The sequence below is a fragment of the Pantoea phytobeneficialis genome (assembly GCF_009728735.1).
GTDB classification, from domain to species: domain Bacteria; phylum Pseudomonadota; class Gammaproteobacteria; order Enterobacterales; family Enterobacteriaceae; genus Pantoea; species Pantoea phytobeneficialis.
In genome coordinates this window covers 1,816,354-1,828,924 of the sequence record NZ_CP024636.1, presented here as the reverse complement: position 1 = coordinate 1,828,924, position 12,571 = coordinate 1,816,354, and the positions used below count along the sequence as shown (strand labels likewise).

General features: G+C 52.8%; 11 protein-coding genes. 2 read left to right on the top strand and 9 right to left on the bottom strand.

Features of this window, described 5'->3' with window-relative positions:
• The 9 genes from CTZ24_RS08510 to otsB all read right to left on the bottom strand — a co-directional run.
• Positions 1-1,328 (bottom strand): methyl-accepting chemotaxis protein (locus CTZ24_RS08510; protein ID WP_208725301.1); only part of this gene is annotated, 1,328 nt, incomplete at its 3' end.
• A gap of 167 nt (positions 1,329-1,495) precedes the next feature.
• Complete coding sequence (gene cheW / locus CTZ24_RS08505) at positions 1,496-1,993, bottom strand: chemotaxis protein CheW (RefSeq protein ID WP_036627437.1); 498 nt, start codon at positions 1,991-1,993, stop codon at positions 1,496-1,498.
• Positions 1,994-2,016: 23 nt separating this feature from the next.
• Positions 2,017-4,002, bottom strand: a complete 1,986-nt coding sequence (gene cheA / locus CTZ24_RS08500) for a chemotaxis protein CheA (RefSeq protein ID WP_208725525.1) — start codon at positions 4,000-4,002, stop codon at positions 2,017-2,019.
• A 10-nt stretch (positions 4,003-4,012) separates the two neighbouring features.
• Positions 4,013-5,041, bottom strand: coding sequence for a flagellar motor protein MotB (gene motB / locus CTZ24_RS08495; protein WP_021185715.1), 1,029 nt, complete (start codon positions 5,039-5,041; stop codon positions 4,013-4,015).
• A complete protein-coding gene (gene motA / locus CTZ24_RS08490; RefSeq protein ID WP_208725300.1) occupies positions 5,038-5,925 on the bottom strand; it encodes a flagellar motor stator protein MotA in 888 nt (295 codons plus the stop codon). The genes motB and motA overlap by 4 nt, the downstream gene beginning before the upstream one ends.
• A 132-nt stretch (positions 5,926-6,057) precedes the next feature.
• Positions 6,058-6,636, bottom strand: a complete 579-nt coding sequence (gene flhC / locus CTZ24_RS08485; protein WP_013508777.1) for a flagellar transcriptional regulator FlhC — start codon at positions 6,634-6,636, stop codon at positions 6,058-6,060.
• Complete coding sequence (gene flhD / locus CTZ24_RS08480; protein ID WP_013508776.1) at positions 6,636-6,986, bottom strand: flagellar transcriptional regulator FlhD; 351 nt, start codon at positions 6,984-6,986, stop codon at positions 6,636-6,638. The genes flhC and flhD overlap by 1 nt, the downstream gene beginning before the upstream one ends.
• Before the next feature lie 1,056 nt (positions 6,987-8,042).
• A complete protein-coding gene (gene otsA, locus CTZ24_RS08475; protein WP_021185714.1) occupies positions 8,043-9,479 on the bottom strand; it encodes an alpha,alpha-trehalose-phosphate synthase in 1,437 nt (478 codons plus the stop codon).
• Entirely contained in the window at positions 9,476-10,264 is a 789-nt protein-coding gene (gene otsB / locus CTZ24_RS08470; protein WP_208725299.1) for a trehalose-phosphatase, read from the bottom strand. The genes otsA and otsB overlap by 4 nt, the downstream gene beginning before the upstream one ends.
• Positions 10,265-10,669: 405 nt before the next feature.
• On the opposite strand from otsB, the gene CTZ24_RS08465 reads away from it, so the two are divergent.
• Together CTZ24_RS08465 and umuD are read left to right on the top strand one after the other, a co-directional pair.
• Positions 10,670-12,016, top strand: coding sequence for a glycoside hydrolase family 28 protein (locus CTZ24_RS08465; RefSeq protein ID WP_208725298.1), 1,347 nt, complete (start codon positions 10,670-10,672; stop codon positions 12,014-12,016).
• 135 nt (positions 12,017-12,151) lie between these two features.
• Complete coding sequence (gene umuD / locus CTZ24_RS08460) at positions 12,152-12,562, top strand: translesion error-prone DNA polymerase V autoproteolytic subunit (protein WP_208725524.1); 411 nt, start codon at positions 12,152-12,154, stop codon at positions 12,560-12,562.
• Positions 12,563-12,571: the final 9 nt, after the last annotated feature.

Genomic DNA, 12,571 nt, shown 5'->3' with positions numbered 1-12,571 from the left:
TCGCTCATGGTTTCCCCGGCGGTGCCGACCAGCGTGGAACCGGTATTGACGCGATTGACCGAGTCCTCAATCAGTCCCTTGATCTCCTTCGCCGCCTGGGCGCTACGCTGGGCCAGACTGCGCACTTCACCGGCCACCACGGCAAAACCACGACCCTGTTCTCCGGCACGCGCAGCTTCCACCGCCGCGTTCAGGGCCAGGATGTTGGTCTGGAAGGCGATACCGTCAATCACGCTGGTAATATCGGCGATCTTCTTCGAACTGCCGGCGATATCCTGCATGGTGCGTACCACGCCATCCACCACCGTGCCGCCTTTCTGCGCGGTTTCTGAGGCGCTGAGTGCCAACTGCGACGCCTGACGCGCATTCTCGGCATTCTGTTTCACCGTGGCAGTCAGCTGCTCCATGCTGGCGGCGGTCTGCTCCAGCGAGGCTGCCTGTTCTTCAGTACGCGCCGACAGATCGTTGTTGCCAGCAGAAATCTCGCTGGCACCGGTAAAGATGGCGTCAGAGCCGTCGCGCACGTTGCTGACGGTACGCACCAGCGACTGCTGCATTTCATGCAGGTTACTCGCCAGTTGGCTCATTTCATTGCGCCCCTCAATGGCGATGGTTTGCGTGAGGTCACCCTGCGCGATGTGCTGAATATGACGAATGTTGCTGTTAAGCGGGTTGATCAGCACCTTACGCAGACCAAACCAGCACAGCACAATCACTGCCACCACCACCGCCATCACAATGCCAAGCAGCCACATCATGCGCGTATAGGCAGAGATATTGGCTTCCACACCGGCTTCAGTCAGGCGATCCTGATCGGCACGCCACTGCGTGTAATCCTTCAGGAAAGCGCTCTGGGTAGGTGCCACCGGCAGCTTACCGGCTTTTTCAATATCGTTGGCCTGCAACGCATCCTGCATCTGACTCAATGCACTGGCGTAAGCGCTAAACGTCTCATCCAGATGTTTATTGAGCTGTGCATCCTGCCCTGGGGTATCCGGGGTGTTCTTGAACAGCTGATAGTTTGTTGTCGCGTTATCCTGAAAGCCTTTGCTTTGGTCATACAGCGAGGTCAAATCGGCGGTTTCGCCCGACAGTTTGCTGTTAGCAACACGTAACATAATGCGTGTCAGCAGCACCCGACTCTGGTTGAGGCTCATGTAAGCATCATTGATTGCAGCGATGTTTTTGCTCGCCAGCTGCGCGACGTTAAAACTGGTTTTGTCATCACTCAGTGCTTTAAAAAACAGCGACCCTGAAGCCAACTGCAAAAAGCCAAAGATCAACAGCACCAGCAATAAGCTGGTGACAACACGGATTTTCGTAAACATACATTGCCCTGAAAAGTGAAAAAAATGCAGTGAAGTTATCGGCGTGGCAGGGATGAAATTGAGATCAGATGGTGAAGAAAATGCAAAAATAATGTTGATTTATAAGGAATTATTTCCACAGGAAATGATAACGGGCCGGGCGAGCCGACCCGTTAATTAGTCAGGTCTTATGCGCTGCGCAGGGTATCGACCAGCGCCATCTCTTCGCTGCTCAGCAGCTTCTCGATATCCACCAGAATCAGCATGCGCTCACCCAACGCGCCGAGGCCCGTCAGATACTCAGTCGACATGGTCACCGCGAATTCCGGTGCCGGACGGATTTGATCCTGCGTCAGGGACAGCACATCAGAAACACCGTCCACCACGATACCCACCACGCGATGCTCAAGATTCAGCACAATCACCACGGTGTTCTCGTTGTAATCCACATCTGGCTGCGAAAACTTCACGCGCAGATCGATAATCGGCACAATCACGCCGCGCAGGTTGGTCACGCCTTTGATAAATTCCGGCGTGTTCGCGATACGCGTTACCTGATCGTAGCCACGAATTTCCTGCACTTTCAGGATATCGATACCGTACTCTTCATCTCCCAGCGTGAAGACTAAGAACTCCTGGCCCACGGTTTCGCCAGCGATTTTCGTCACGGTTGCCATTCCAGTCATTGTATTTACCTTTTCGTTATCGATTACGCTGCGGCACCGGCCACACGTTTTTCACGGTTCAGCGATTGCAGGGCTGAGACATCCACAATCAACGCCACGCTGCCATCGCCAAGGATGGTGGCGGCGGAGATGCCCGGCACTTTGCGGTAGTTGCTTTCGAGGTTTTTCACCACCACCTGATGCTGACCAATCAGCTGATCAACCAACAGGGCATAGCGACGGCCTGCGCTTTGCAGGATCACCACAATCCCCTGCGTAGCATCGGTTTTGGCGTGCTGCACATCGAACACATTCCACAGTTCCACCAGCGGCAGATACTCACCACGCACTTCCAGCACGCGTTCGCCACCGGCCAGCGGTTTCAGTTCTTCGGCACGCGGTTGCAGCGATTCCATCACCGCGTTGAGTGGCAGGATAAACACTTCATCGGCAACACGTACGGACATCCCATCCAGAATAGCCAGCGTCAACGGCAGCAGAATGCGGATGGTGGTGCCTTTGCCCTGCTTCGAGGCGATTTCGACGTGACCGCCCATTTCCTGAATATTTCGCTTCACCACATCCATGCCAACACCACGGCCCGACACGTCGGTTACCTGTTCAGCGGTGGAGAAGCCAGGTGCGAAGATCAACATGCCGACTTCTTCGTCGCTCATGCTTTCACTGACCGGCAGGCCAGAGGACATCGCTTTCGCCAGAATACGTTCACGGTTGAGGCCCGCACCGTCATCGACCACTTCGATACAGATGTTGCCGCCCTGATGTTCCGCAGACAGCGTCAAATTACCGACACCGCTTTTCCCGGCGGCCAGACGTTTTTCCGGTGATTCAATACCGTGGTCGAGACTGTTACGCACCAGGTGAGTTAACGGATCGATAATGCGTTCGATCAGGCTCTTATCCAGTTCGGTCGAGCTGCCGAGCAGCGTCAGTTCCACCTCTTTACCCAGCTTGCTGGCAAGGTCGCGCACCAGGCGCGGGAAGCGGCTGAAGACATACTCCATCGGCATCATACGGATCGACATCACCGATTCCTGGAGGTCGCGCGCATTGCGTTCCAACTGCCCCATGCTGTTCAGCAGATCACCGTGTGCCACCGGGTCCAGTTCGCCGGAACGCTGTGCCAGCATCGACTGGGTAATCACCAGTTCACCCACCAGGTTGATCAACTGATCAACTTTCTCTACCGCAACGCGGATACTGCTGGATTCGCTGGCTTTGGCCGGTGCGGCTGCGCGTTTGGTTTCGCGCTTCGCCGGAGTAATATCGGTTACGGTGGCAGTGGGTGCCGGTTCAGCCGCAACCACTGGCGCAGGTGCCGGAGCGGCTTCAGGCGCAGCGGCACCTTCCGGGAAGCGAATCTGTGCTTCTTCAATCACAAAGCACAGCACCGCGACGATGTCATCTTTACCCACGCCGTCGATAGTGGCTTCCAGTGTGTTGGCACCTTTTACCACGTCACTTAACGTACCGAGATTGCCCAGTTCTTCCAGCAACAAATCGGGTTCTTTTTCTTTCAGGTCAACCAGTTGCAGACGCAGTCCCGCAGCGCCGGTGGCCGGCACCGCAGGCACCTCGTTTACCACCACGGCAGCAGCGGCCGGTGCGGCTGGCGCTACCCCTTTGGCTTCCAGCGCCAGCTGACGCAGGGCTTCGCAGATGTAGTTAAAGCTTTCTGCGTTCGGTTCCTGCGCGGTTTTATAGGCATCGAGCTGTTCCTGCATAATATCTTTGGTTTCCAAAAACAGGTTGATGATGTCGGTGCTGAGCGCCATTTCGCCACGACGCGCACCATCCAGAATGTTTTCCAGGATGTGAGTGGTTTCCTGTAAAACGGTAAAGCCGAACGTACCGGCTCCGCCCTTAATCGAGTGGGCAGCGCGGAAGATAGCATTCAACTGTTCGGAATCTGGCTCCTGGGGATCCAGTCCCAACAGGTGTTGCTCCATGTCCGCTAACAGCTCATCGGCCTCATCAAAAAACGTCTGGTAAAAATCGCTGATGTCCATGCTCACGGGATCACCTCGGCTGTGAGGAGTGGTCAGTAGTCACCGCACTTGCACCCGGATTGGCCGGAGCAGCTGGCGTCGTCGAAGCAGCCGGCGCTGCCGGTGTCGTTGAAGCCGCTGGTGCTGTCGGCGCAGCCGGAACTGCGGGCGCGGTAATATCGGGAATTATCTGTGCCGGGTCGCTAACCTGGACGGCATCGCTCTCGGCGTTCTCTTTTTCAATTGCTGCTTCAGTGTCATGGTTCAACACCAGCAGGCTAATGCGGCGGTTAACAGCATCATCACCCCCGCGGTTTTTCAGTTTCATGGTGTCAGCCATACCGACGATGCGCAGCATTTTGCCGGCATCAAGCCCCCCCATCACCAACTCGCGACGTGAGGCGTTGGCACGGTCTGCCGACAGTTCCCAGTTGCTGTAACCACGATCGCCATTGGCATACTGGAAGTCATCGGTGTGCCCCGCCAGGCTGATTTTGTTGGGGATAGCATTCAACAACGGCGCAATGGCACGCAGGATATCGCGCATATAAGGCTCAACCTCGGCGCTGCCGGTTTTAAACATCGGTCGGTTCTGGCTATCGATGATCTGGATACGCAACCCCTCTTCCACCATATTGATGATCAAATGGGGACGCAGCGCTTTCAGACGCGGATCGGCTTCAATCAGCTGGTCGAGTTTTTCACGCAGACGGTTCAGACGGATATCATCCAGCTGACGTTTCTGTGCATCCATATCGACCGCTTTCTTGACCTCACCCTGCTTTTTGGTCGGATCATCACCGCCACCAGGAATGGGGCTGTCGCTGTCGCTGCTGCGCTGTCCACCGGTTAACGCCACTTTCAACGGCGTTCTGAAGTATTCCGCAATCTGTATCAGCTGCTGCGGGTTCGCGATCGAGAGCAGCCACATCACCATAAAGAACGCCATCATCGCCGTCATAAAGTCGGCATAGGCGATCTTCCATGAGCCATGACCTCCTTCATGCCTTTTATGTTTGCGCCGTTTGATCAGCACAATGGGGCGATTACCATGCTTCATGAGGCTTCATCCGAGGTCTGTTTAGCCGGGTTTTTCGCGTTGCGTACGTGTTCTTCCAACTCCTGGAACGACGGACGTTCTGTGGAGTACAGGGTTTTACGCCCAAACTCCACCGCGATCTGCGGGGCGTAACCGTTGAGACTGGAGAGCAAGGTCACTTTAATGCACTGCATCATCTTGGTGGATTCAGCGCATTTCTGACGTAACAGTGAGGCCAGCGGCGAAATAAAGCCGTAAGCCAGCAGGATGCCAAGGAAGGTCCCCACCATCGCATGTGCCACCAACGCACCCAGTTCTGCTGCCGGACGGTCCGCCGATGCCAGTGCGTGCACCACGCCCATTACCGCTGCCACGATACCAAAGGCGGGTAAGCCGTCACCGACCGCGGATAAACTTTGCGCTGGCACTTCACACTCGTGCTCATAGGTCTCAATTTCTTCGTCCATCAACGCTTCGATTTCGAAGGCGTTCATATTTCCGCTCACCATCAAACGCAAATAATCGGTAATAAAATCCACTAACTGTTTATCGGCCAGAATACGCGGATAGTTAGCAAAAATTTCACTCTGACTGGGATCTTCAATATCGCGCTCGAGAGATAACATCCCCTGCTGACGGGATTTCGCCATCAGGCGATACAGCAGAGCCATTAAATCCATGTATACGGCTTTGTTATATTTCGAGCCGCGCATTAACAAGGGAAATGCTTTTAAGGTCTTTTTAATTGCCTTGCCATTGTTACCGACCAAAAAAGCACCAACGGCAGCGCCGCCAATTATCAGCAACTCCGATGGCTGATAAAGCGCGCCCAGATGGCCGCCAACCAACAAGTAGCCGCCTAACACGGACCCGAGGACCACGATATAACCCAGAATAATCAGCACAAAAAAATCCTTACGTCCGTAACGTGTTGGTGGAAGTTAAGCCAGAGAGCCGCAGGTGTTATTCACAAACGTAGCGCAAAAAAAAAGCAGCGGATTAACCGCTGCTGGATGGCTTCCACGATGCGAACAAACTTAAACGGCGTGTTTAACCTGTTCATCCAGCAGTTGTGGAAAGGTATCGGCAGAATCTGCAGAAAGTTTACGTCTTTTTACCGCGCGTGATGGCGGCTGGCACAGGCTGCACACAAAGCTGCCTGCTGGCTGATGTGCGTGGTTAATAAAGCTACCGTTGCAGCATTTACAATCGGAGAGTTCCAGCATGCCACTTTCCACAAATCGTACCAGCGTCCACGCACGCGTCAGCGCCAGCAGCGGGCCATCATCAGATTGTGGACACTGCTCAAGATAGAGACGGTACGCTTTGATTACCGCTTCCACACCGTTGCTCAACCCGGTTTTTAACAGGAACTGCCAGGCGTTACAGAACATGGAAGCATGGATATTTTGTTCCCAGGTCATGAACCAGTCAGTGGAGAACGGCAACATCCCTTTTGGCGGTGGGCTACCGCGCAGTTCTTTGTACAACTTAATCAGGCGACCGCGGCTCAGCTGCGTTTCACTTTCCAGCATTTGCAGTCGCGCGCCCAGCGTAATCAACTCCATGGCGAGTTGAATGTCGCGCGCTTCCTGAACAATACTTTTTTCGCTCATTATACCGCCCTCTTTTTCGTGCCAACGTCGTCTTTGGACGCGTTACGCAGTAAACGGCTGGATAATAAAATACCGGTGTGGATTTGTTGTAAATCATCCACGCGCGATTCTTGTGTCAGGCGATTAATAATGTTGTGGTCAGTGAAGCGGAACTGGCAAACCAGTTGATTGGTTTCCGCTAATTTTACCATCTCAGGTAGAGTTAATTGTGACAATGCATCGGCCATCGACTCATCGATACCCAAACGAAACATTGCTGAAGCTTTTTCCTGGTTAATTAAACGCTGAGCAAGTAACAAATATGACAAGTTGATGTCATAGATATGTTTTAGTAATTCTGATGTACCCATTTTTTCCATCCTGATAGACGCGACATATATACGGCCACAGAAAGAATATCTCTATGGTTCGGGTTGCTGGTTGGTAAATCTAAAGATGGCAAAAAATATTCAGGCATAGCCAAACGTGTACTGAACTGTTTCACTTCCCACCGGGACACTGATCAGTAGTAGTCATAACTCCAGGCCAATCTTTTCTTGAGTTGTAACCATCTTCCGTGACGTCTGCTTACAGTTTTTTAAGACTATTCCGAAAACAAGGCAAATCTATATCGTCTGATTTCGACATACAACGTGATAAGGGTGAAATTTTAGATAAAGTGTGATCTACGTCACACTTTTAAGGCAAATTTTTTCTCCAACCCTTCAGCTTTGCTTTTCTGTTGCTCATTTTTTAATCAAAAATGCATTATTTCGCTAATATTTCCCTGTCGTTTCGCTTACAAATCGCTATCTGGCATATCAACAGCCTGAAGCGATCTTTTATCTGCCGCGTTGCGATTAGGTCGCGGCAATGCACCACCTTTAAAAGAACAAGTAGCATAATATGCTAAATTAAGTCGAAATTATTCGCTTTCAAATTAATCACTTACAGGGAATATTGCGCAAAGTCATAAACGGCGTGCCGCAAGCGTTATGTGAATAGTCTGCGCGGAGCGCCAACATAGCGTTAACGGTTCGTAGGGAGTGTTTAGTGAACGACAGTGGATGTAACAATGCGTTACATTAGGGATATGAATGAATCGTTGCGCTTAGGCATTGATGTAGCAAAACTATCGGCAGCGGGATGAAGATCTTTAGGATTGCATCGAGAAAAAAAGCGTTTTCACACCTGATTGTTGCTTTTTTGAGCGAAAATAACGGAATTGCCTGATATATCGTATATTCGCGGCTTAACGAAAAAGCGTCGATTACGGGGCGTAATAATGAGTGAGGAAAGCGAATGTAAACGCTGCCAGCGTAGCGGTGCGATTTATCGTGCGGGTTTTGCCGGCAGCGCATACGAAATTGCGCGATAAATCGCGCCGCTACGTTCCAGGGGAACACATTTCAGAGTCCCCTGCTGAATCAGGCCAGTTTCGGAAAGGTTGCGACTTTCTGCGCGGTACCGTGATCTGCGCTGCGTTCCGGCAGGGTGTTTAAATCCGCCAGGAAACGCTCACGCCAGTGTGAGATATCGTGTTGTCGCAATACCGCCATCATGTCGTTATAACGCGATATACGCTCAGTACGTGGCATGGTCAGCGCCCGGTCCAGCGCGGCGGCGACTTCATCGCGGTCATAAGGGTTGACGATTAAGGCTGACGTCAGCTCGTTAGCCGCGCCGGCAAAGCGCGACAGAATCAGTACACCAGGGTCATCCGGGTCCTGCGCCGCCACGTACTCCTTCGCCACCAGATTCATGCCATCACGTAACGGCGTGATCAGCCCTACGTCCGTCAGGCGGAAAATCTTCATTAACAGACGGCGATCAAAATGCTGGTTGAGGTAATAAAGCGGCGTCCAGCCCAGCGTGCCATATTTCCCGTTGATACGTCCGGCTTCGGTTTCCAGCTGATGACGAATGTCCTGATAAGCCTGCACCTCACCGCGTGAGGTTGGCGCGATCTGCGAATAGCGGATGTTGCCGCGATGCTGTGGGTAATGCTCCAGCAACGCTTCATAGGCCAGAAAACGCTCTGGCAGGCCCTTGGAGTAATCCAGTCGCTCACAGGCGATGATGTTCTGCACATCCCCCAGTTCCCGCTTCATCGCCGCCATTTTCGGTGGCAACGGCCCCTCAGCCATCTCTTTAATACTGTCAGGCTCGATACCAATCGGGTAGACCTCGGTCATAAACGTATTGCCGAACGCCCGATGTTTCTTCTCACCTTTATTCTGTAGCTGCGTCAACTGGCTCAGGCTATCGAGAAAGGCCACGCGATCGGATTCTGTCTGGAAACCCAACAAGTCGTAGTCGCACAGCATCTCCAGCAGCGCCTGATGGGGTGGCAGCGCATTGAAGATTTCCGGCGTCGGGAACGGGATATGCAGAAAGAATCCGATACGGTTGTTAATACCCTGTTTGCGCAACTCGGCGGCAAAGGGCAGCAAATGATAATCGTGAATCCATAAAATATCGTCTGCACGTAACAGCGGTTTCAGGCGATCCGCCAACAGGGTATTGACGCGGCAATAGCCCTCCCAGGCTTCGCGCTGAAACTGCACCAGATCGAGGCGATAATGGAAAGCTGGCCAGATAACGGTGTTGGAGAACTGGCAGTAGTAAAGATCATAATCATTCTGATTCAGCGGCATCGCAGCATAGGTGATGCCGTCAACCTCGCTGACACTCACCTCATCCTCTTCTTCACCGGAAATCTCGCTGATCTCGCCGTTCCAGCCAAACCATAATCCTCCGGTGGTTTTCAGCGCATCCAGTAAACCCACGGCGAGGCCGCCTGCACTGGCTTTGGTCCCATCAGGAATGGCAATACGGTTAGATACGACTACTAAGCGACTCATAACCTTGACTCCTTACCGACGTTGTCATGCTTTGATTGTAATAGTAATTGTTCCAGCCAGCTCCAGACCGCATCCACACTGCTGAGGCGGTAGCGCGCATAGCTGGAACCTTCTCCGACCTTGACTGAGATACCGCCCAGGGCGTTAACCGCCAGGAAGCCTTGTTCATCTGTCAGGTCGTCTCCCACAAATACCGGAATGCGTCCGGCAAAAGGCGCTTCTCGCATAAATTCACGGATCGCCGCGCCTTTATCGATGCCCTGCGGTTTCAGTTCCACCACGCATTTTCCCGGTTGCAGCGCCAGCCCCGGAAAACGGGCGACAGCATCCTGCGCCAGCTTGATAACCGCCTGTTCATATGTCATCGCCTGACGATAATGCAGCGCAAACGCCATCCCTTTGGCTTCCAGCTGAGTGCCGGGCCATTGATCCAGCGTTTCCTGCAATTCCCGTTGCAGCGTTTGCGCAACATCGGCGGGCAGTGAGTGGCGATGTATACGGCCACTGGCATCACGGCGTTCAGCCCCGTGCACACCTGCCGCTGAGGCTTCCAGCGGCGCAACCAGGTCATCCAGTTGCGCAATCGGTCGACCAGACACCAGCGCCAGCGCGCCGTGATTAAGATTGGAGAGTTGTTGCAGATGCTGGCGCACCGATGCAGGTATCGCCACCATCTCGGGCTGCGGTTGAATCGTCGCCAGCGTGCCATCAACATCAAAAAAGAAGGCAAAAAGCCCGCCGCTCAACGACGGTAGGGTGCTGATCTCATGTACCGCTGGGGTCACGTCACTCCTCCTGTACGAATGGCTGATAGCAATATCGATGTTCGGAGGCGGGTTGCGTGCAGGATAAGATACGTATAACGGGGAGGGTTTGCCGACTGGATGGTATTTCGATGGGTAACGCTCCACAAATTAACAAGTTTATAGTCAACACCGTAACCAGACTGCGAACATCAATGCGGTTAAGTGTAGACGCGAATAAGGATTTTGCCAGTCACCGTGGCCGGATAATGGCAATGGCAAATAACTTCGCGCAATATTTGCTTGCATTTGCCCGGAATAAATACATCGAAAAAACAAATACTCAAGAAAACGCGGCCCCACTACGCGGCTTTCTTCTACTCCGCTTTTGTCGGCAACGCTACATTGATGGGCTGTGCTTAATTTCTATGGATTGACGTCAATATCATGAAGAAAACAACGTTTGGTTTTGCTTTAGTCGCCGTAAGCCTTACTCCCTTGTACGCCGCTGCCGCACCCTTTCTTTGCTCCCCCGCTGATTTCGGTGGCAAGGGCGATGGCGTAACGCTGAATACCAGGGCCATTCAACAAGCGATTGATCTGTGTGCGCAAAAAGGCGGAGGTAAAGTCACACTGGGGTCAGGGGTGTGGCTTTCAGGTCCGATCGCGTTAAAAAGCAACGTGAGATTAGTGATTCCCGACGGCGTTACCCTGAAAGCCACCCCCGATACTCGCCAGTTCGTGGATGCCTTTCTTGGCAGGCCCACACAGCCGAATGAGGCATTCATCCTCGCCAATGGTGTCAGTCATGTGGCGATTGAGGGTGGCGGGACCATTGATGGCAACGGTGCGCAAGCCTGGTGGCCAGCCGCGATCGATTTGCGCAATACCGTCAGGTCCGGCCATCCGGAGGCTTTTACAGCAAAATATAAAGGGATACCTCTGGCAAATGGCATGCCCAGGCCCTGGCTGGTGGAAATGAATAATGTGTCATCCTCAGAGATTCATCATATCCGGCTGACCAACTCCCCCATGTGGAACCTGGTACTCAGAAATAGCCATCAGCTGAACATTGATCAACTGACCGTCGATAACCCCATCACCTCACCGAATACCGATGGTATCGATATCGTTTCTTCTACAGACATCCGGATAAAACACGCCGACATCAGTACCGGTGATGATCATATCGCCATCAAATCAGGTATCACCGTGGGCAGCGGAGGAAAATCTGAAAATATCACTGTTCAGGATTCCGTGATGAGACAAGGACATGGGATTTCACTGGGTAGCGAGACGATCAACGGTATCGGCAATGTGGTGGTTTCACATGTGAGATTTATCGGCGCAGAAAATGGGCTGCGCGTGAAATCAGGTCGCGATCGCGGCAACAAGATTGGGCCATTCCTGGTTGACCATGTGACGATGACAAATGTTGCCACACCGCTGCTGGTTACCGACAGTTACTCCGGTCAGGCCGGTGCGGCAGGTCATTCACTGGTTGCCCCTATCACGCCAGCGCCGGTGACGGCCACCACGCCTTTTATCTCAGGTATCACCGTCAATCATCTGGCGGCGACCGGTGCCAAATACGCCATGATATTGAGCGGATTGCCGGAAGCACCGATCACCGATGTCAATCTGCACCATATTGCCATCACCGCTGAATACGGGGTGCAGGCCAGATACGTCACCGCAAGGCTGGATCATGTGTCTGTTAGCGCAAATAAAGGAAAAACGCTGGCTGAGGGACCGGCGGTGACATTACACCGGGAAAACTCATCAATTAATTGATATCTATGGGTTTTACAAAATAATGGTGGGATAACGTATTGCGATCTCAGAATTGACTGATAATAATACTGTATATACATACAGTTTTATCATTGAGAATTCGCCATGAAAGTTCATCCCTTCTCTCCTCTCTTGATGCGTCCGATGCCCGGTGCGCCGCCGCATCAATTGCCACTCTTTCTTGAGCGAGTCCACTGCGGCTTCCCCTCCCCGGCAGCAGATTACGTCGAGCGCAGACTGGATCTGAACAAGCATCTGGTCGCCCATCCCAACGCCACCTATTTTGTCCGGGTGGAAGGGGATTCCATGCGCGACGCGAATATCAGTGAAGGGGATTTACTGGTGGTCGACAGTGCGCTGGATGCGAAACATGGCGATATTGTGGTGGCGGCCATTAACGGCGAGTTTACGGTTAAACGGTTACAACAGTTTCCGCGTGTGCAACTGCTCGCCATGAACCCACGCTACGCGCCGATTACCCCGGGAGAAGATGAACAACTGGAGATCTTTGGCGTGGTGACTTTTATTATTTATGCGGCACGTTGAGTGACAACG